The organism is Paucibacter sp. XJ19-41 (assembly GCF_028462495.1).
Taxonomy (GTDB): domain Bacteria; phylum Pseudomonadota; class Gammaproteobacteria; order Burkholderiales; family Burkholderiaceae_C; genus Roseateles_E.
On sequence record NZ_JAQOWX010000001.1, the window covers coordinates 1 to 20501 of the forward strand.

A 20501-nucleotide genomic window follows, 5' to 3' on the forward strand; every position below is an offset into this window, starting at 1 on the left:
GCCGCCGCGCCGCCAGCGTCCTGCACCACCAGGCCGCCCTCGGCACCGCGGCGCTCGCCCTGCTGCAGCGGCCGCAGCGCCAGCCCCAGCTTGCCGGCCGGCGTGGCCTGCTCGTCCTCGGCCTTGGCCTGCTGCGGCTCGCCGGCTTCGCCGAGCTTGGCCTTGAGCTGCTCGCGCTTGCCCTGGCGCCAGATTTCCAGCGTGGCGGTCTCGCCCGGCGTGGCCTGGCCCAGCAGGGCCGGCAGATCGCTGGAGGCGACGATGGGCTGATCGTTGAACTTCAGCACCACATCGCCGGAGCGCAGCCCGGCCTGGGCCGCCGGGCCACCGGCCTCGACCCCGGCCACCAGCGCGCCGGCCGGGCGCTCCAGCTTGAAGGAGTCGGCAAAGCTCTGGTTCACATCCTGGATGGTCACGCCCAGGCGCGCATGGCGAGCCTTGCCGCCGCCCTGGATCTGCTGCTGCACCCGCGTCGCCACCTCGATAGGGATCGCGAACGAGATGCCCTGGTAGCCGCCGGACTGGCTGTAGATCTGCGAGTTGATGCCGACCACCTCACCGCGGGCGTTGAACAGCGGGCCGCCGGAGTTGCCGGGGTTGACCGCCACATCGGTCTGGATGAAGGGCACAAAGGTCTCGTCGGGCAGGGCCCGGCCCTTGGCGCTGACGACGCCGGCGCTGACGCTGTTTTCGAAACCGAAGGGCGAGCCTATCGCCAGCACCCATTCGCCGACGCGCAGGTCCTTGCTGCTGCCCAATTTCAGCGCAGGCAGGTTCTTGGCCTCGATTTTCAGCACCGCCACATCGGTCTTGGGGTCGCTGCCCAGCACCTTGGCCGGGAACTCGCGCCGGTCGGTCAGCTTGACCATCACCTCCTGGGCGTCGCGCACCACATGGGCATTGGTCAGTATCAGGCCGTCGGCGCTGACGATGAAGCCCGAGCCCTGGCCGCGCGTGGGCATCTCGCGGGCCTGGCCCGGTTGGCCCGGCACCTGGAAACGGCGGAAGAACTGGTAGAAGGGATCATCGGGATCCAGCTGCGGCGCGGCGCGACTGGTCTTGACGCTGCCGGTGACGCTGATATTGACCACGGCGGCGCCGTTTTGCTGGGTGATCTGGGCAAAGTCGGGCAGCACTGGGGCCGCCATTGGCGATGGCGCGGGCGCTGCGCTGGTCGGCATCGCCGCGACCGGCGCGGCTGTTGTCTGCTGGCTGGCGGCCGGCGGCGTGGCCGTTTTCTGCAAGGCCGCCGCGCCGATCGCGCCGCCGCCAACGCCTATCAGTCCGGCGGTCGCCAGGGCCCATACCAAACGCTTGGCCGGGATCATTGTTTCTGCTGCTGCCATAAAGCCTCCTGCTAAAAAGTGAGCGTCGATGGGCTCACTATGGCAAGCAAGACTTAGGTGGCACTTAAGGCGCGCTCTTGTCGAACAGCACATCCACCCGCAGCCCGCCCAGCGCCTCCGAGCGCTCCAGCGCGAGCCGGGCGCCGTGGCGTTCGGCAATCGACTTGACGATGGCCAGGCCCAGGCCGGAGCCGCTGGCCTGGGCCTGCTGCTCACTGCTGCGATAGAAACGATCGAACACGCGCTCGCGCTCCTCGGGCGCGATGCCGGGGCCGCTGTCCTCGATGCGCAGCCGCGCCGTGCCGCCCTCGTCCAGCAGCAGCACATCGACCCGCCCGCCCTCGGGCGTGTACTTGAGCGCGTTGTCCAGCAGATTGCGCAGCAGCACGGCCAGCGCATCGGCCTGGCCGGGAACACTGACCGCGTCGGCCCGCAGCAGGCCCAGGTCGATCTGCCGCAGCTGCGCGCTGGCGGCCAGCTCGCCCATCAGCTGGCGGGTCAGCGCCTCCAGCGCGACCGGCCGCCTCTCGATGCTGCCCGCCGCCTGCTGACGCGCCAGCAGCAGCAGTTGCTCGACCAGATGGCCGGCCCGCTCGATGCCGGCGCCCAGGCGCTGCTGGATCAGCGCGCGCTCGGGCTCGCCGGCGCTGCGCTGCAGGGCCTGCAGCTGCAGCTTCAGCGCGGTCAGCGGCGAGCGCAGCTCATGGGCGGCGTCGGCGACGAAATGCTGTTGCGCGTCGAAGGCCTGGCGCATGCGCGCCAGCAGCGAGTTCAGCTCCTGCACCATGGGCTGGATCTCCGCCGGCAGGCCGCCCTCGCCCACCGGCGACAAATCCTCGGCCGCCCGCGCCGCCAGCTGCTTGCGCACCCGCTCGACCGGCGCCAGCGAGCGGCTCACCACCCAGCCCACCACCGCCATCAGCAGCGGCAGCACGATGGCGATCGGCGTGATCGTGCGCCAGGCCAGCCGCCCGGCCAGGCGCTGGCGCACCGCCAGCTCCTGGGCCACCTGCACCACCCGGCCGCCGGTCTGCATCGACAGCACGCGGTACTGCTTGCCCTCCGACTCGACAGTGGTGAAGCCCAGCACCGCGCGCTGCGGCAGCCGCGCCCGCGGCGCCGGCGCGAACAGCTGCAGACCGTCGTCGGTCCAGGCCTGGATGATCAGCTCCAGCTCCTCGGGCAGATGGCGCGGCGGCGCGGCGCCGCCGATGGACAGCGCCATCTGCTGCATCTGGTAGTCAAAGATCGCGTCGGCCTCCTGCAAGGCCGTGCGGTAGGCGCTCCAGGCCTGCAGCAACGCCGCCAGGCTGACGGCGCCCAACAGGAACAGCATCAGCCGGCGCCGCAGCGAGGGGGCAGGTCTTGCCGTCATCATTGCTTGGGCACCATATAGCCGAGGCCGCGCACATTCTGGATCAGGCCGGACCCGAGCTTCTTGCGCAGGCCGTGGATATAGACCTCGACCGCATTGCTCGTGACCTCGTCCTTCCAGCTGTAGAGCTTTTCCTCCAGCTGCTGGCGCGACAGCACCAGGCCCGGCCGCGCCAGCAGCGGCTCCAGCACCGCCCATTCGCGCGCCGACAGCGTGACCGGCTGGCCGCCGACCGTGGCCTCATGGGTGGCGGGATTCAGGCTGACGCCCAGATGCTCATAGACCGGCTCGGCGCGGCCGCTGGCGCGGCGCAGCAGCGCGCGGATGCGGGCCAGCAGCTCGTCGAGCTCGAAGGGCTTGAGCACATAGTCGTCGGCGCCGGCGTCCAGCCCCTCGACCCGCTGCGCCAGCGCATCGCGGGCGGTGGCGATCAGCACCGGCAGGCGCTGCTTGCGCGCGCGCAAGCAGCGCAGCACGCTCATGCCGTCGCGCCGCGGCAGGCCCAGATCGAGCAGCAGCAGGTCGTAGTCCTGGGCCTGCAGCGCGGTGTCGGCCTGCTCGCCGTCGCGCACCCAGTCGACCGCATAGCCCTCGGCACGCAGCAGGTCCAGCAGCTGCTCGCCAATCATCTGATCGTCTTCCACCAGCAATAAACGCATGCCGGTATTGTCCACAGCCCCGCCTGGCCAGACTTAGGCCAGGCTTAAGCCGGGGCGCGGAGGTCAGTACAGATAGGTCAGCATCACCATGCCGGTAGGGGTGCTCTTGCGCTGCACGATCGGGCTCTTGCCGGCATCACCCAGCAGATGATTCACGCCCAGCGAGGTCACGACGCCCCACTTCTTGTCGATCTTGTAGTTCCAGTTGATGCTGGCCTCGACCGAATGGAAGCCGGCCTTGGGCGCATAGGCCTTGAACTTGGTGGCCGCCGCCTGCTCGGGGGTGACACCGAAGAAGGTCTGCATGTACTTCTTGTCACCGGCCGTCGCTCCCAGCTCGATCGAAACGTCGCTGCTGTCATTGCCCCAGATGCCGGCGCTCGCGCCCAGCCTGAAGACCGTGCCATGCTGGAGCGCCTTGTCACCGAGCTTGGCGTTCTTCTTGCCCTTGCTCAGCGGCAACTCCACGCCAGCGCTGAGTTCGACGGCATCCATCAGGTTGTAGCTGACCCCCAGATTGAGGGTGGCGGTGGTCTTGATCTCGCCCATGCCCAGCAACTCATTGGCGCCGCCGCCGCCCAGGCCCTTCTTCTTGTCGCGGTCTTCGCGGCCACCGCGCAGGCCGAGGCCGGCGCTATAGCCGAACGGGCCGCTCTGGCCGCCCCAGCCGATGCCGCGCAGGGTGCTGGCATAGAAACCGTTGCTCATGCTGTAGTCGATCCCCGGCATGACGCCACCTTCGATCTTCTTGGAGCCGGCGTACTTGGCGCCGAAGCCAAGCCCCAGGCCCAGCATTAGGGTGTTGCCCTCGGGCTGCGCCTGATCCTGGGCCTGGGCCTGGGCCGCGCCGATCAGGCTCAGCCGGGCCAGGGTCAGCAGCGAAGCGCGGACGTTGCAATGACGGGTGTTGGTATTCATGGATGCATCGGGCTTTCAAGTGAGTAAAGCGGAGGGAAAACGATCGACGGCGCAGCTCATTCCATATCGCCGACGATCTCGGCAAAAGGGGTCTTGCCGCTCAGACGGGGGTTGGCCTTCATCAATGCCTTGCTGAGCTTGAGCGTGATGCGGCCGCTGGCGTCCGGCACATAGGTCTTGGGCCCCTCGGGCAGGTGGGCGGTCAGCGCGCACTCGGCCTGGGGCTGGCAACGGAAGTGCAGGCTGTGGACCGTCGGGGCGAACAGACTCATCAAGCCGGCCTGGCTCTTGATGAAGGCATTCATTTGCGTCACCGAACGCATCAGATCGGCGTAATGCAGCTCCCTGCTGTCAGCCACTTGGGCCAGCAGGTCGATGCTGAGTTCAACGCCGGCCTCGGGCTGGCTAGCCATCAGCATGGGATTGAAGCCCGGACGGGCCAGCGCGGCGGGGCGATCAAAGCTGCCATCGGCGCGCAGCGGGATTTCGATCTTTTGGCCCTGGTCTTCATACCAGACCGACAGCGGCTTGCCGGCCTGCTTGGACCAGATGCGGTGGCGCAGGCCGAAGGCGTCGCGCTGGCCGGCGGGCAGCTTGTCCAGCGCGGCCGCCATCGAGAACAGTTCCGCGGCCGGCAGCTTGGCGTTGTCGGCGGCTCTGGCTGGCTGGACCAACGCCAGCAACAGGGCAAGAGTCAGAAAATAGGGCATGTCGGGAGTCCGGCTGTTGGGGTCAGGTGTTGCGGATTCCATGCAGTGTCGGCCCCTACGCTGAAGACTTCCTGGACCCCAGATGAAGGCGGGCTGAATCGGGCTGGCCGGCGGCGCGCCACCCCTGCAGATCTTGCGGGCCGGTGTGTTTTCCCACGGCTGTGGCTCTTGGCACGCCAAACCATGGCTACAATCCCGCCGGTCAGGAGAGAGCTTCCTAGCGGAAGCCGCCGAAGGCGCAGTGGCGATGGTGATCCCAAGCTGCGAACGCTCAGGCAAAAGGACTGACAAAACGCCCAGAACCGGGCGTTCCTCACTGGAGAGAGGCGGGCCCCGAGTCCGTCCACCGAAGGGGCAAGCTGTTGGCGAACCGTCAGCGGTCAATCTCTCAGGTAAGCCGGACAGCGAGGGCATCCCCCCGCGCCCCCGATGGGCGTGGGCTGTTTGAATGCCCTCGGAGTTTTCCAGATGTCCGCCGACGCTCTCCTCAAGACCCCCCTGCACGCCCTGCATCTCGAACTCGGCGCCAAGATGGTGCCCTTCGGCGGCTATGACATGCCGGTGCAGTACCCGTCGGGCGTGATGGCCGAGCACAAGCACACCCGCGCCGCGGCCGGCCTCTTCGATGTCTCGCATATGGGCCAGCTGCGCCTGGTCGGCGCCGGCGCCGCCGCCGCGCTCGAAACCCTCGTGCCGGTCGACGTGATCGACCTGGGCGTGTTCAAGCAGCGCTATGCGCTCTTCACCAACGAGCAGGGCGGCATCCTCGACGACCTGATGATCTGCCGCCGCCCCGACGACCTGTTCGTCGTCGTCAATGCGGGCTGCAAGCTGCAGGACATCGCCCATCTGCAAGCCACCATAGCCGCCAAGTGCGACGTGATCCCCATGCCCGAGCAGGCGCTGCTGGCGCTGCAGGGGCCGCAGGCCGTGACCGCGCTCGCGCGCCTGAATCCCGAGGTCGCCAAGCTGACCTTCATGACCGGCGGCTTTTTCGAGCTGGACGGCATTCCGACCTTTTTGACCCGCTCCGGCTACACCGGCGAGGACGGCTTCGAGATCTCGGTGGCCGGCGCGCAGGCCGAGGCGCTGGCGCGCAAGCTGCTGGCGCAGCCCGAGGTCAAGCCCATCGGCCTCGGCGCGCGCGACTCGCTGCGCCTGGAGGCCGGCCTGTGCCTGTATGGCCATGACATCGATACCGGCACCACGCCGGTCGAGGCCTCGCTGACCTGGGCGATCCAGAAGGTGCGCCGCGCCGGCGGTGCGCGCGCCGGCGGCTATCCGGGCGCGGCCGTGGTCGACGCCCAACTGGCCGGCGGCGCCGCACGCAAGCGCGTCGGCCTGGTCGGCAGCGAGCGCATGCCGGTGCGCGAAGGCGCCAAGCTGGTGGATGAGGCCGGCGTCGAGATCGGCGTCGTCACCAGCGGCACCCTGGGCCCGACGGTCAACAAGCCGGTGGCCCTGGCCTATCTGAACAGCAGCCATGCGGCCCAGGGCACCCAGGTCTGGGCCATCGTGCGCGACAAGCGCACGCCGATGACCGTCAGCCCCACCCCTTTCACCCCCAACGGTTACTACCGCGGCTGATCAGTCGCACCCCCCTACTTCACGGAGCACCCCATGAGCACTATCAAGTACACCGCCGACCACGAGTGGGTCCAGATCGAAGCCGACGGCACGGCCACCGTGGGCATCACGGTCCACGCGCAGGACGCGCTGGGCGATGTGGTCTTTGTCGACCTGCCCGCCGTCGGCGCGAGCTTTGCCGAGAAGGATGTGGCCGGTGTGGTCGAGTCGGTCAAGGCCGCGGCCGATGTCTATATGCCGGTGTCGGGTGAGATCACCGAGGTCAACGAAGCGCTGCGTGACGACCCTTCGCTGGCCAATAGCGACCCGCTGAAGGCGGGCTGGTTCTTCAAGGTCAAGCTCAGCAAGCCGGCCGAGCTGGACGCGCTGATGGACGGCACGGCCTATGACGAGCTGGTCAAGGGCCTGTGAGCCCCTCGCCCGGGGTGTACCCCGGGCGATCCCCCGAGGGGATCAAGCCGCCCTTGGGGCGGCCCGGCGGGCGACTTGTTTCGGCCGTGATTGAAAGACGCGGGCACCTGGTGCCCGCTGTTGTATTGCAAGGATTGTTGCCATGTTGATGTCTGCTCTGAAGCCCCTGGGCGAGCTCGAGAACGCCGCCGAATTCCACGCCCGCCATATCGGCCCCGATGCGGCCGACGAGGCCGGCATGCTGTCGGTGATCGGCGCGGCTTCGCGCCGCGCGCTGATCGAGGCCATCGTACCCGCCAGCATCAAGCGCGCCGTGGGCATGGACCTGCCCGCCGCCGCCAGCGAGGCCCAGGCCCTGGCCGAGCTGAAGGCGGTCGCCGCCAGGAACCGGGTGCTGAAGAGCTATATCGGCCAGGGCTACTACGGCACCCTGACCCCCGGCGTCATCCTGCGCAACATCCTCGAGAACCCCGCCTGGTACACCGCCTACACGCCCTACCAGGCCGAGATCTCGCAAGGCCGCATGGAGGCCCTGGTCAATTTCCAGACCATGGTCACCGACCTGACCGGCATGGCCATCGCCAATGCCTCGATGCTCGATGAGGCCACCGCCGCCGCCGAGGCGATGACCCTGGCCGCCCGCGTGGGCAAGAGCAAGAGCCAGGTCTTCTTCGTCGCCGACGATGTGCTGCCGCAAAGCCTGGAAGTGATCCAGACCCGCGCCGCGCCGCTGGGCATCACGGTGCAGGTCGGCCCGGCCGCCGAGGCCGGCAAGAGCCCCTGCTTTGCCGCGCTGCTGCAGTACCCGGGCGTCAACGGCGAGATCCGCCCCCTGCAGGCCGCCGCCGACGCGCTGCATGCGCAGGGCGCGTTGCTGATCGCCGCGGCCGACCTGCTGGCCCTGACCCTGCTGAAAGCCCCCGGCGAGCAAGGCGCCGACATCGCGATCGGCACGACCCAGCGCCTGGGCATGCCCATGGGCGCCGGCGGCCCGCATGCCGCCTATATGGCCTGCAAGGACGAATTCAAGCGCAGCCTGCCGGGCCGCCTGGTGGGCGTCAGCATCGACGCCCATGGCAACAAGGCCTACCGCCTGGCGCTGCAGACCCGCGAGCAGCACATCCGCCGCGAGAAGGCCACCTCGAACATCTGCACGGCCCAGGTGCTGCCGGCCGTGGTCGCCAGCATGTACGCGGTCTATCACGGCCCGGATGGCCTCAAGCGCATCGCGCAGCGCGTCGCCAGCTACACCGCGCTGCTGGCCAAGGGACTGAAAGCGCTGGGCTATGAGATCGCCAATGCGGGCGCCTTCGATACGCTGCAGGTCCTGAGCGGGGACAAGACGGCCGCGCTGCTGGCTGGCGCCGTCGCCGCCGGCATGAACTTCCGTCGCGCCTCGGCCACCAGCCTGTCGATCTCGCTGGACGAGACCAGCACGCGCGCCGATCTGGCCGCCATCCTGGCGGTGTTCGGCGCGGGAGTCGCCGACTTCGAGGCCGCCGAGAAGGGGATTGCCGCGCTGATCCCGGCCGAGCTGCTGCGCACCAGCGCCTACCTGACTCACCCGGTCTTCAACACCCACCACTCGGAAACCGAGATGCTGCGCTATTTGCGCGCACTGGCCGACAAGGACCTGGCGCTGGACCGCAGCATGATCCCGCTGGGCTCCTGCACGATGAAGCTCAATGCCACCAGCGAGATGATCCCGATCACCTGGCCGGAGTTCGCGGGCGTGCACCCCTTCGCGCCGCAGGATCAGCTGGCCGGCTATGCGCTGCTCAACGAGCAACTGACCGCCTGGCTGTGCCAGGCCACCGGTTATGCCGGCATCAGCCTGCAGCCCAATGCCGGCTCGCAGGGCGAGTACGCCGGCCTCTTGGCGATCAAGGCCTGGCATGAGTCGCGCAACGAAGGCCACCGCAAGATCTGCCTGATCCCCGAGTCGGCCCATGGCACCAACCCGGCCTCGGCCCAGATGGTGGGCATGAGCGTGGTCGTGACCAAGTGCGACGCCGAGGGCAATATCGATCTGGCCGACCTGAAGGCCAAGTGCGAGCAGCACAGCGCGAACCTGGCCGCGATCATGATCACCTATCCCTCGACCTATGGCGTGTTCGACACCCATGTCAAGGAGATCTGCGCCCTGGTCAAGAGCCACGGCGGCCGCGTCTATGTGGACGGCGCGAACATGAATGCGCTGGTCGGCGTGGCCGCACCCGGCGAGTTCGGCGGCGATGTTTCGCACCTGAACCTGCACAAGACCTTCTGCATCCCGCACGGCGGCGGCGGCCCGGGCGTCGGCCCGGTCTGCGTGGTCGAGGACCTGGTGCCCTTCCTGCCGGCGCACCGCTCGGCCGGACTGGGTGCCGAGAGCAATATCGGCGCCGTCTCTGCAGCCCCGCTGGGCAATGCGGCCGTGCTGCCGATCTCGTGGATGTATGTGCGCATGATGGGCGCCGACGGCCTGACCGCCGCGACCGAGACCGCCATCCTGTCGGCCAACTATGTGGCCGCCCGTCTGGCCGATGCCTACGACATCCACTTCAGCGGCAATATCGCCGGCGTCAAGGGCGGCGGCGTCGCCCATGAGTGCATCCTGGACCTGCGCCCGCTCAAGGAGACCTCGGGCGTGTCCGCCGAGGACGTGGCCAAGCGCCTCATCGACTACGGCTTCCATGCGCCGACGCTGTCCTTCCCGGTTGCCGGCACCTTGATGGTGGAACCGACCGAGAGCGAGTCCAAGGCCGAGCTGGACCGCTTCTGCGACGCGATGCTGGCGATCCGCGCCGAGATCGCGAAGGTCGAAGCCGGCAGCTGGTCGCGCGAGGACAACCCGCTGGTCAACGCGCCGCACACCGCCGAGAGCCTGCTGAAGGCCGACTGGACCCATGGCTACACGCGCGAGGAGGCGGCCTACCCGGTCGCCACGCTGCGCCGCCAGAAGTACTGGGTGCCGGTGGGCCGGGTCGACAATGTCTACGGCGACCGCAATCTGTTCTGCAGCTGCGTGCCGCTGTCCGAATACGAACAGCAATAAGCCAAGGGAGCCACGATGGCCGTTTCCGTTTTTGACCTTTTCAAGATCGGTATCGGGCCATCGAGCTCGCATACCGTCGGCCCGATGCGGGCGGCGCGGCTGTTCGGCCTGCGCCTCAAGCACGAGGGCCTGCTCGAGCGCAGCGCCCGCGTCCAGGTCGTGCTCTACGGCAGCCTGGGCGCCACCGGCAAGGGCCATGGCAGCGACAAGGCCGTGCTGCTGGGCCTGGCTGGCCATGAGCCGGACACGGTCGATATCGAGGCCATCCCCGAGCTGCTGGCCGGCATTCGCGGCGGCGCGCTGAACCTGATCGGCGAGCATGCCATTGGCTTTGACGAGGCCAAGGATCTGGTCTTCAAGCGCCGCGAATCCCTGCCCTTCCATGCCAACGGCATGCGCTGCCTGGCCTTCGATGCCGACGGTGCAGAGATCGCCAACCGCGTCTACTACTCGGTCGGCGGCGGCTTTGTCGTCAGCGACGAGGTCGCGGCCGACGGCAGCAAGCAGAAGGTCATCGCGCCCGATGCTACCGTGCTGCCCTACCCCTTCCACAGCGGCGACGATCTGCTGGCGCTGACAAAACAGCACGGCATCAGCATCGCCGAGATCATGCGCCGCAACGAGCGCCATTGGCGCAGCGACGAGGAGACCCGCGCCGGCCTGCTGAAGATCTGGCAGGTGATGCAGGACTGCGTCACGCGCGGCTGCAAGACCGAGGGCATCCTGCCGGGCGGTTTCAAGGTCAAGCGCCGTGCCGCCCAGCTGCACCGCGACCTGACCGCCAACCCCGAGGCCGCGCTGCGCGATCCGCTGCAGGTGATGGACTGGGTCAATCTCTACGCGCTGGCCGTCAACGAAGAGAACGCCGCCGGCGGCCGCGTCGTCACCGCCCCGACCAATGGCGCGGCCGGCATCGTGCCGGCGGTGCTGCATTACTACGCCCGCTTCGTCCACCACGCCAGCGAGGACGGCATCGTCGACTTCCTGCTGACGGCCGCAGCCATCGGCATCCTCTACAAGGAAAACGCCTCGATCTCGGGTGCCGAGGTCGGCTGCCAGGGCGAGGTCGGCGTGGCCTGCTCGATGGCCGCCGGCGCGCTATGCCAGGTGATGGGCGGCACGCCGGAGCAGGTCGAGAACGCCGCCGAGATCGGCATGGAGCACCATCTGGGCCTGACCTGCGACCCGGTCGGCGGCCTGGTGCAGATCCCCTGCATCGAGCGCAATGCGATCGCCTCGGTCAAGGCCATCAACGCGGCCCGCATGGCGCTGCGCGGCGACGGCACCCATTTCGTCAGCCTCGACAAGGTCATCAAGACCATGCGCGACACCGGCGCCGACATGATGACCAAGTACAAGGAAACGGCGCGCGGCGGCCTGGCGGTCAACATCGTCGAATGCTGACGGGGACGGCCCCTAAAATGCCGGCATGACCACGTCCAACAGCTCCCAGTTCGAAGACTTCATGCGCCATGTCCACGAGCATGGCGTGCACAAGACCGACCGCACCGGCACCGGCACGCGCAGCGTGTTCGGCCACCAGATGCGCTTCGATCTGAGCCAGGGCTTCCCGCTGGTGACGAGCAAGAAGGTGCATCTGAAGTCCATCATCCTGGAGCTGTTGTGGTTTCTGCGCGGCGACTCCAATGTCAAATGGCTGCAGGAGCGCGGCTGCACGATCTGGGACGAGTGGGCCCGCGAGGACGGTGACCTGGGCCCGGTCTACGGCGTGCAGTGGCGCAGCTGGCCGACGCCGGACGGCGGCCATATCGACCAGATTGCCGAGGTCGTGAAGACCCTCAAGAGCAATCCCGATTCGCGCCGCATCATCGTCAGCGCCTGGAATGTGGCCGATCTGGGCAAGATGGCCCTGATGCCCTGCCACGCCTTCTTCCAGTTCTATGTGGCCGAGGGCAAGCTGTCCTGCCAGCTCTACCAGCGCAGCGCCGACATCTTCCTCGGCGTGCCCTTCAATATCGCCAGCTATGCGCTCCTGACCCAGATGCTGGCCCAGCAATGCGATCTGGCGCTGGGCGACTTTGTCTGGACCGGCGGCGATTGCCATATCTACAGCAATCACGAGGAACAGGTGCGCACCCAGCTCGAGCGCGCGCCCTTCCCCTACCCGCAGATGCGCATCAAGCGCCGCCCGGCCTCGATCTTCGATTACGAGCTCGAGGATTTCGAGCTGCTGGACTACCAGCACCATCCGGCGATCAAGGCACCGGTCGCCGTATGACCGATGTCGTCCTGATCGCCGCCGTCGCCGAGGGCGGCGCCATCGGCAGAAATAACGAGCTGCTGGTGCGCCTGCCCGAGGACATGGCCCGCTTCAAGGCCTTGACGATGGGGCATGCTGTCATCATGGGCCGCAAGACCTGGGACTCGATCCCACCGCGCTTCCGGCCGCTGGTCGGTCGGCGCAATCTGGTGCTGAGCCGCCAGCAAGACCTGGCACTGGATGGTGCCGAGGTCCATGCCTCGCTGGACGCCGCGCTGGCAGCCTGCGCCGGCGCAGACCAGGTCTTCGTGATGGGCGGCGCCGAGATCTATGCGCTGGCCCTGCCCCGGGCGACCCGGCTGGAGCTGACCGAGATCGCCGCGCGCTTCGACGGTGCCGATGCCTTCTTCCCCGCCTGGGACGCCAGCCACTTCGACTGCCTGGCCCGCCAGCCGCAGCGCAGTGCCCAAGGCCTGGCCTACGATTTCGCCAGCTACCGACGCCGACCGTCCGGCGCGCCCTGAGCCCCACGAGCCGCCGCCGATGACGACCGCCGCCCCTGCCCTTTTCGTCATCTTCAACCGGGGCTCGGGCCATGGCGAGGCGGCCGAGCTGCAATCCGGCATCGAGGCGGCCTGCCGGGAAGCCGGCCGCGAGCTGCATCTGCAGGCCGTCAGTGATCCGCGCCAGATTCACCGCATCGCCCGCGAGACGGTGCAGCGGGCGCAGGCGGTGCGGGGCATCGTCGTTGCCGCCGGCGGCGACGGCACGATCAATGCGGTAGCCCAGGCGGTGCTCGGAAGCGGCTGTGCCTTCGGCGTGCTGCCGCGAGGCACCTTCAACTACTTCAGCCGCACCCATGGCATCCCGGCAGAGCTCGATGCCGCGCTGCAGGTGCTGCTGCATGAAAGCCCGCAGTTGGTGCAGGTGGGCCTGGTCAACGACCGGGTCTTTCTGGTCAACGCCAGCCTGGGCCTGTATCCGAAGCTGCTGGAGGATCGCGAGTACTGGAAAAAGCAGCTCGGCCGCAGCCGACCGGTGGCCTTTCTCGCCGGCTTGCTGACGCTGATGCAGGGCCACAGCAATCTGCGCCTGAGCATCGAGCTGCGGGGAGAGACCCACGCAGTCCGCGAGATCCGCACCCCGACGCTGTTCGTTGGCAACAACGCGCTGCAGATGGAGCAGATCGGCCTGCCCGAGGCCCAGGCCATTGATGCCGGCCAGTTGGCCGGCATCACCCTGCGCCCGCTGGGCCGCTGGGCCCTGCTGGGCCTCTTGCTGCGCGGCGCGCTGGGCCGGCTCGGCGAGGCCTCGCAGCTGTTCAATTTTTCCTTTGCCTGCCTGACCGTGCGGGCCTCGCGGCGCTTCGGTCTGGGCCGCATCAAACTGGCCACGGATGGCGAGATCGTCTGGATGAAGCTGCCGCTGCAGTTCCGCGTCGCGCCCGAGCCCCTGCTGCTGATACGCCCGCCGGGGCCGGCGGCCGAGAGAGCTGCCGAGCCGGGGGCGCGATGAGCACGCTGCTGCTGCAGATCTCCGACACCCATTTCGGCACCGAGCGCCTACCGGTCGTGGCCGCGCTGGAGCGGCTTGCGCAGGCCCTGCGCCCCGATGTGCTGCTGCTCAGCGGCGACATCACTCAGCGCGCCACGCCGGCCCAGTTCAGCGCCGCCCGCGCCTTTGTCGAGCGGCTGCGGGTGCCTGCGGTGCTGGCCATCCCCGGCAACCACGACATCTCCCTGTTCAACCCGCTGGCCAGGCTGCTCTGGCCATACCGGCGCTACAGCCAGGCCTTTGGCAGCGAGCTGGAGCCGCAGTTCGAGAACGCCGAGGCCTTGGTGCTGGCGCTCAACACGACGCGCTGGTGGCGCCACAAGCATGGTGAGCTCTCCGAGGGTCAGATCGAGCGTGTCGCGCAGCGGTTGCAGGCGGCCTCGCCCGGGCAGTGCCGCATCGTGATGGTGCACCAGCCGCTGGCCGTGACCCAGGCGAGCGACCTTAACAACCGGCTGCGCGGCCATCAGGCGGCGCTGCGGCGCTGGGCCGAGGCCGGCCTGGACCTGATCGTCGGCGGCCATATCCACCTGCCCTTTGTCTTGCCGCTGCAGCCGCAACAGACCGGGCTGGCGCGGCCGCTGTGGGCCGTGCAGGCCGGCACCGCAGTCAGCGCCCGGCTGCGGCCCGGCGCGGGCAACTCGGTCAACGTGATCCGGCTGCCGCAGCGGGTTGTCGAGCGCTGGGACTTCGATGAGGGCACGCTGCGCTTCGAGCAGGTCCGCATCGATCCGGTCGGCTGAGTAAGCTCAAAGAAATACTGTATTTATAATCAGTATTTACATCACTTCCTTCGCAGCCGCCATGGCCGAGCTCGTCCTGAACCGCTCTCACCGCAGCCGTCTGACCCAGATCTGGCGCTCGGCGGGCTGGCCCTGCAAGGACGGCATCGAGCTCGATCTGCTGGCGGCCGGCATGCTGGCGCAGCAGCTCTCTCTCGATGGCCGCGAAACGCTGCGGCTGACCGAGGCCGGCATCGCCTGGCTGGCCCAGCAGCGCCAGCAGCAGCAACGCCCGCTCAGCGCCCATGACCGCCTGGCCCAGCGCTTCGCCGAGGAGCTGCTGGCCGAGGGACGCATCGTCTGGCATGAGCTGTCGCTGCGCGCGCTGATCGCCAGCGAACCGGTCGCGGCGGACGACAAGCCGCCGCTGTGGGACGAGGCCGAGCCACCACCGCCCTCGCTGAAGAACAGCTGGCGCATGGCCCGCCCCGACCTGTTCTCGGTGCGCAACACCTCGGTCGAGGCCTATCTGCGGCCCCAGGTGCATGAGATCAAGTTCAGCCGCGCCGACCTGCTGTCCGACCTGCGCCATGCGGCCAAGCGTCAGGCCTATGAATGGCTGTGCTGCGAGTGCTTCTATGTGTTTCCGGCCGGTGTAGCCCAGCCCAATGAGATCCCCGAGCAGTTCGGCATCTGGGTGCTGCAGGGCAGCCTGGCCGAGGGGCGTTTCGAGCTGCTGCGGCCGGCCCGACATTGCAGCCGCAGCCTGCCCTTCGCGGTCTGGCTGGCGCTGGCCAAGGCCACACCGCTGCACAGCGAGCGCGAGGGTCTGCAGGCCCGGCTGGGCGAGGATGACGCCGCGCCGGAGCTGCCGTGAGCGAGGCGCCGCCGCCGACTCGCTACCGCGTCGCGGTGCGCGAGCTCTGCGAGTTCACCGCCAAGCAGGGCAGCCTGGACCTGCGCTTCACACCGGCGCCGACCGCGCTGGAAGGCATGGCCGGCCATGCTCTGGTGGCCGAGCGCCGCGGCGAGGGCTACCGCGCCGAGCTGAGCCTCAGCGGCGACTACCAAAGCCTGCAGGTGCGCGGCCGGGCCGATGGCTATCAGCCCAGGCTGCAGCGCCTGGAGGAGATCAAGACCTACAAGGGCCGGCTGCAGGACCAGCCCGAATCGCACCGCCGGCTGCACTGGGCCCAGGCCAAGATCTACGGCTGGCTGCTGTGCCAGCAGGAGGGGCTGGACGAGCTGGAAGTGGCCCTGGTTTACTTTCACGTCGGCAGCCAGCAGGAGACCCTGCTCAGCGAACGCTGCAGCGCCGCCGCGCTGCGCCTGCACTTCGAGCAGCATTGCCAGCGCTTCCTGGCCTGGGCCGAGCAGGAACTGGCGCACCGCCAGGCCCGCGACACGGCGCTGCAGGCGCTGCAGTTCCCCTTCGGCGAGTTCCGCGCCGGCCAGCGCCAGCTGGCCGAGGCGGTCTACCGCGCGGCCCAGGGCGGCCGCTGCCTGCTGGCCGAGGCGCCCACCGGCATCGGCAAGACCGCCGGCACCTTGTTCCCGTTGCTGAAAGCCGCGCCCACCCAGCGCCTGGACAAGATCTTCTTCCTGGCCGCCAAGACCTCGGGCCGGCAGCTCGCGCTGGACGCGCTGCAGGCCCTGGACGCACCGGGCCTGCGCCGGCTCGAGATGGTGGCGCGCGACAAGGCCTGCGAGCACCCGGACAAGGCCTGTCATGGGGATGCCTGCCCGCTGGCGCTGGGCTTTTACGACCGGCTGCCGGCGGCCCGCGCGGCCGCCGTGGCGCAGCCGGGAGCCCTGGACCAGGCCCGGGTGCGCGAGCTGGCGCTGCAGCACCAGGTCTGCCCCTACTACCTGAGCCAGGAACTGGCGCGCTGGGCCGATATCGTGGTGGGCGACTACAACTACTACTTCGATCTCGGCGCCCTGCTGCACGGCCTGGCCCAGGCCAATCAGTGGCGGGTCGGCCTGCTGGTCGACGAGGCCCACAACCTGGTCGAGCGCGGCCGCAAGATGTACACGGCCGAGCTGCTGCCCGACAGCCTGGCGCAGGCGCGCCGCTCGCCGGCCGCGCGCGCCCAGCCGGCGCTGAAGAAGGCGCTGGACAAGCTGGCCCGCGCCTGGCGCGCGCTCGACAAGGCCCAGGCCGAGCCCTACCGCGTCTACGAGGCCATGCCCGAGCCCCTGCTGAGCGCGCTGCAGGCCTGCAGCGGCGCCATCACCGAGCATTTCAGCGAACACCCGGCCGAGTCCGACGCGGCCTTGCAGACCTTCTACTTCGAGGCCCTGCATTGGGGCCGCATGGCCGAGCTGCTGGACAGCCATTCGCTGGTCGATCTGAGCCGGCCGGCCACGGCCGCCGCGGCCGGGAACTCGACCCTGTGCATCCGCAATATCGTGCCCGCGCCCTTTCTGCGCCCGCGGCTGGAGGCGGCCCACACCAGCACGCTGTTCTCGGCCACGCTGCAGCCGCGCCCCTACTACGCCGACCTGCTGGGCCTGCCCGAGACCCATGCGGTGCTGCAGGTCGGCTCGCCCTTTGACGCGGCCCAGCTGCAGGTGCATATCAGCCGCGCCATCTCGACCCGCTACCCGGACCGCCGGGCCTCGCTGGCCCCGATCGCCGCGCTGATCGCGCGGCAGTATGCGGATCAGCCCGGCAACTACCTGGCCTTCTTCAGCAGCTACGACTATCTGCAGCAGGTGGCCGAGCTGCTGGCGCGCGAGCAGCCGCAGCTGCCGATCTGGACCCAGTCGCGCCGCATGCTGGAGGCCGAGCGCCAGCAGTTCCTGGCCCGCTTTGCCGAGGATGGCGCCGGCATCGGTTTCGCGGTGCTGGGCGGGGCCTTCTCCGAAGGCATAGACCTGCCGGGCCGGCGCCTGATCGGCGCCTTTGTCGCGACCCTGGGCCTGCCGCAGATCAATGCCGTCAACGAACAGATCCGCCAGCGCATGCAGACCCTGTTCGGCGCCGGCTACGACTACACCTATCTGTTCCCGGGCCTGCAGAAGGTCGTGCAGGCGGCCGGCCGGGTGATACGCACGCCCAGCGACCAGGGCGTGCTGCACCTGATCGATGACCGCTTCGCGCGGCCCCAGGTGCAGCGCCTGCTGCCGCCCTGGTGGGCGCTGGATGGCGGCTAGAACAGGCCCGGCGCCTGGGCCTGCAGCTCGCGCAGCCACAGCGCATAGCCGGCATCGCTGGGGTGGATGCCGTCCTCGGCATGCAGCAGCTCGGCCTGGGCCACAAAGGGATCGTCGGCGCGCTCCTTGAAGAGCCGCACGTAGCGCACCTCGTGCACGGCGGCCAGCTGAGCCGCCAGCGCATGCAGCTCGCGCGAGCGCTGCGTCATCCAGCGCGACAGCGGCCAGAAAAAGAACGGCGCATTGCCGACATTGCCGGTCGGCATCAGCACCACCTTGGATGAGCGCTGCTTGGCCAGCGCCAGAATGGTGTTCAGTTGCTCGCGCATCTGCGGCAGCGAGCTCAGCCGTATCACATCATTGCCGCCGCCCAGTATCAGCAGGCGGTCATAGGACTCGGCACCGACACGCAGCTGTGCGGCGATGTCCTCCAGCTTCGCGCCATCGAGCGCCAGATTGCGGATCATCCAGTCCGGGTGCGCACGCCCGATCAGGCCGACCAGGCTTTGCGCCGGCGCGCTGGCGCCGGTGCCGACCGCCGTGCTATCCCCCACCACCAGCAAACGCAGGCGCGGGCGCGCCGGGCTGGCCTGGAAACCTTCGAGCACCATGCCCGAGGCGGACTCGGCCGCGGCGGAGAGTTCGGTCAGCCCGGCCAGTGACACCAGCAAACCCAGCAGGGTTGGATGCAGCAATCGTCGTCGTTTCATCTTCTTTCTTGCCAGGCTTGCGAGGCGATCGGTGGAGATGGTCGACACCATAGGGCCTGCCGCGGCGCGCCCCTGTCGGGCGAGCCTGCCCCTCCCTGTAGTCGCAGCGACCGTGTGAGCACAAGGTCTTGTCCTACAGGCGGCGGTGGGATCGCCTGATCGCTTGTGGCGCCGCCAGGCCGCACAGTCGGTCCACGCCTCAGACATAGGAGAATCAGAATGAAAAAACTCACGACATTGGCCATGGCCTGCGCCATCGCCCTGACCCAGATGCCCGCCGCGCTGGCCCAGACCACGCCTTATCGCGCCGTCGCCACCGCACCGCGCATCACCGGTTTTGATGTCGAGCAGGTGCCGCAGCTGAGCCCGGGCACCGAGCTGGGCTTCACGGTCTGGGGCACGCCCGGCGCGCAAGCCTCCTTGCAGATCGACGGCGCGCAGCGGCCGCTGAGCCTGATCGAGACCGGACCCGGCGTCTACAAAGGCGTCTACACCATCAGCCAGCGCGACCGCCTGCAGCCCAATGCCCAGGTCAGCGCCAATCTGCGCAACGGCAACAAGGTCGGCTCGGCCGTGCTCGACGAGGTGCTGCAAAGCGGCTGGCAGACGGGCGCGGCCGCCGACGCCGGCGGCGCGCCGGTGATCGAACGTTTCGAGGTGCGCCATGGCGGCGATCGCAAGGCCGGCAACCAGCTGCACTTCACGCTGCGCGGCACGCCCGGCGGCCGTGCCGTCGTGCGCCTGGTCGGCGCCCAGGAACGTTTCCGTCTCGGCGAAGGCCGGCCCGGCCAGTACGCCGGCGTCTACACGATACGCGACAGCGACCGCCTGAACCCGAGCAATCCCATCGTCGCCCGCTTGAAGGTCGGCGACCGCAGCACCAGCACCACGCTGGAGAACGCGCTCGATGCCAAGCGGCTGAGCAGCCTGCGGCCCGACGTGGCCTGCTCCGACTGCGCCACCGTGCTGGCGGTGAACCGGGTCGAGGTCGAGGGTGACGGCAGCTATGTCGGCGGCGCGGTGGCCGGCGGCCTGCTGGGCGCGGTGCTGGGCAGCCAGGTCGGCAAGGGCAGCGGACGCACCGCCGCCCAGGTGGTCGGCACGGTGGGCGGCGCGGTGCTGGGTCGGGAGATCCAGAAGCGCGGCGACAAGAAGCAGGTCTACGAGGTGCAGCTGCGCCTGCAGGATGGCAGCCAGCAGATGCTCAGCTTCGACAACCCGCCCGACTTCAAGGCCGGCGACAAGGTCCGGCTGCGCGATGGCCAGCTCAGCCCGCAAACCTGAACGCCGGAGTCCAGCATGACACAGCACACAAGCCTCTTTTCGCTGGCCATGAGCCTGAGCCTGCTGCTGGCCGCTGCGGCGGCCGGCGCCGCCCCCGCGAGCGCCGACAGCACGTCCAGTGCCCAATCCAGGTACAGGGCCGAGCGGGCCGTCTGCCTGGAGGGCCGCAGCAGCCAGAGCCGCGAGACCTGTCTGAAGGAGGCCGGCGCGGCCCTGGCCGAGGCGCGCCGCGCCCAGCCGGGCACGCAGGTCCAGCCCGACTATCTGGCCAATGCGCTGGCGCGCTGCGAGCGCGTGCCCGCAGCCGAACGGGCCGACTGCGAGCGTCTGGTGCGCGGCCAGGGCAGCAGCAGCGGCAGCGTCACCGAAGGGGCGATCGTGCGCCAGCTCATCACCAAATCGGTCGCGCCGGCGGCCAGCGCCGCCTCGGCGCCGTGAACCGAGGCGGACCGCGGGCAGATCCCGGGCCGATCCCCGACAGACACGGCCTGACGCCCAGTCACGGGATGGGTGGGCGCAGCCGCGCCAAGTAAACTGGGGGCCTCCTGACTGGGTGGCCCCCTGCCTTGTGCGGTGCGCCCGCCCGAACGATCTGACTGCCCATGAGTTTTCTGCCCCTGCTGATGCGCCCCTGGATCTGGGCTGTGCTTGCGGGGCTCTTGCTGGCCGGCCGCGCCAGCGCTGCCGAGGACGCGATGCCGCCACGCGGCCTGACGGTGGCCGATTCGGCCCTGAGCACCGGCGCCATCATGGTCGGCATCCTGAACTACACGGCCTGGCCGGGCGAAGCCCGGCCGCGTCAGGTCTG

General features: G+C 69.0%; 19 protein-coding genes and 2 riboswitches. Of the genes, 13 read left to right on the forward strand and 6 right to left on the reverse strand.

Going from position 1 to position 20501, the window contains the following annotated elements:
* From PO768_RS00005 to PO768_RS00025, 5 genes are all read right to left on the reverse strand, one after another.
* The coding region (locus PO768_RS00005) for a Do family serine endopeptidase (RefSeq protein ID WP_272644363.1) at positions 1–1346 on the reverse strand (1346 nt) is incomplete at its 3' end.
* A gap of 64 nt (positions 1347–1410) precedes the next feature.
* The gene (locus PO768_RS00010; protein WP_272644364.1) at positions 1411–2682 is read right to left on the reverse strand and encodes an ATP-binding protein; all 1272 of its coding nucleotides are present in this window, start codon (positions 2680–2682) and stop codon (positions 1411–1413) included.
* Between the two features lie 38 nt (positions 2683–2720).
* Positions 2721–3380, reverse strand: a complete 660-nt coding sequence (locus PO768_RS00015) for a response regulator (RefSeq protein WP_272644365.1) — start codon at positions 3378–3380, stop codon at positions 2721–2723.
* Positions 3381–3443: 63 nt separating this feature from the next.
* Positions 3444–4298 (reverse strand): MipA/OmpV family protein, encoded by an 855-nt coding sequence (locus PO768_RS00020; RefSeq protein ID WP_272644366.1) that lies wholly within the window; start codon positions 4296–4298, stop codon positions 3444–3446.
* A gap of 56 nt (positions 4299–4354) precedes the next feature.
* Positions 4355–5008 carry a hypothetical protein gene (locus PO768_RS00025; protein WP_272644367.1) on the reverse strand — a complete coding sequence of 218 codons (654 nt, stop codon included), beginning with the start codon at positions 5006–5008 and terminating at the stop codon, positions 4355–4357.
* 193 nt (positions 5009–5201) lie between these two features.
* Positions 5202–5305, forward strand: a riboswitch (glycine riboswitch).
* A gap of 9 nt (positions 5306–5314) precedes the next feature.
* A riboswitch (glycine riboswitch) is annotated at positions 5315–5423 on the forward strand.
* A gap of 53 nt (positions 5424–5476) precedes the next feature.
* On the opposite strand from PO768_RS00025, the gene gcvT reads away from it, so the two are divergent.
* From gcvT to PO768_RS00075, 10 genes are all read left to right on the forward strand, one after another.
* Positions 5477–6595 carry a glycine cleavage system aminomethyltransferase GcvT gene (gene gcvT, locus PO768_RS00030; protein WP_272644368.1) on the forward strand — a complete coding sequence of 373 codons (1119 nt, stop codon included), beginning with the start codon at positions 5477–5479 and terminating at the stop codon, positions 6593–6595.
* Between the two features lie 33 nt (positions 6596–6628).
* Positions 6629–7006 (forward strand): glycine cleavage system protein GcvH, encoded by a 378-nt coding sequence (gene gcvH / locus PO768_RS00035; protein ID WP_272644369.1) that lies wholly within the window; start codon positions 6629–6631, stop codon positions 7004–7006.
* Positions 7007–7148: 142 nt separating this feature from the next.
* Positions 7149–10043, forward strand: a complete 2895-nt coding sequence (gene gcvP, locus PO768_RS00040) for an aminomethyl-transferring glycine dehydrogenase (protein ID WP_272644370.1) — start codon at positions 7149–7151, stop codon at positions 10041–10043.
* Between the two features lie 15 nt (positions 10044–10058).
* Positions 10059–11447, forward strand: coding sequence for an L-serine ammonia-lyase (locus tag PO768_RS00045; protein WP_272644371.1), 1389 nt, complete (start codon positions 10059–10061; stop codon positions 11445–11447).
* Between the two features lie 25 nt (positions 11448–11472).
* Positions 11473–12282, forward strand: a complete 810-nt coding sequence (locus tag PO768_RS00050) for a thymidylate synthase (protein ID WP_272644372.1) — start codon at positions 11473–11475, stop codon at positions 12280–12282.
* Entirely contained in the window at positions 12279–12788 is a 510-nt protein-coding gene (locus tag PO768_RS00055) for a dihydrofolate reductase (RefSeq protein ID WP_272644373.1), read from the forward strand. The genes PO768_RS00050 and PO768_RS00055 overlap by 4 nt, the downstream gene beginning before the upstream one ends.
* 19 nt (positions 12789–12807) lie before the next feature.
* Positions 12808–13779 (forward strand): diacylglycerol/lipid kinase family protein, encoded by a 972-nt coding sequence (locus PO768_RS00060; RefSeq protein ID WP_272644374.1) that lies wholly within the window; start codon positions 12808–12810, stop codon positions 13777–13779.
* Positions 13776–14561: a metallophosphoesterase family protein gene (locus PO768_RS00065; protein ID WP_272644375.1), complete on the forward strand. Its 786-nt coding sequence runs from the start codon at positions 13776–13778 to the stop codon at positions 14559–14561. The genes PO768_RS00060 and PO768_RS00065 overlap by 4 nt, the downstream gene beginning before the upstream one ends.
* Before the next feature lie 61 nt (positions 14562–14622).
* On the forward strand, positions 14623–15417 hold the full coding sequence (locus PO768_RS00070; protein WP_272644376.1) for a hypothetical protein: 795 nt from the start codon (positions 14623–14625) through the stop codon (positions 15415–15417).
* Positions 15414–17699 carry an ATP-dependent DNA helicase gene (locus PO768_RS00075; RefSeq protein ID WP_272644377.1) on the forward strand — a complete coding sequence of 762 codons (2286 nt, stop codon included), beginning with the start codon at positions 15414–15416 and terminating at the stop codon, positions 17697–17699. Before PO768_RS00070 ends, PO768_RS00075 begins: the two co-directional genes overlap by 4 nt.
* Here the strand turns inward: PO768_RS00075 and PO768_RS00080 are convergent.
* Positions 17696–18409 carry a GDSL-type esterase/lipase family protein gene (locus PO768_RS00080; protein WP_272644378.1) on the reverse strand — a complete coding sequence of 238 codons (714 nt, stop codon included), beginning with the start codon at positions 18407–18409 and terminating at the stop codon, positions 17696–17698. The two genes, PO768_RS00075 and PO768_RS00080, sit on opposite strands and share 4 nt — an antisense overlap.
* A gap of 219 nt (positions 18410–18628) precedes the next feature.
* On the opposite strand from PO768_RS00080, the gene PO768_RS00085 reads away from it, so the two are divergent.
* The 3 genes from PO768_RS00085 to PO768_RS00095 all read left to right on the forward strand — a co-directional run.
* Positions 18629–19693, forward strand: coding sequence for a glycine zipper 2TM domain-containing protein (locus tag PO768_RS00085; RefSeq protein ID WP_272644379.1), 1065 nt, complete (start codon positions 18629–18631; stop codon positions 19691–19693).
* 15 nt (positions 19694–19708) lie between these two features.
* A complete protein-coding gene (locus PO768_RS00090) occupies positions 19709–20131 on the forward strand; it encodes a hypothetical protein (protein ID WP_272644380.1) in 423 nt (140 codons plus the stop codon).
* Positions 20132–20295: 164 nt separating this feature from the next.
* Positions 20296–20501 (forward strand): hypothetical protein (locus PO768_RS00095; RefSeq protein ID WP_272644381.1); only part of this gene is annotated, 206 nt, incomplete at its 3' end.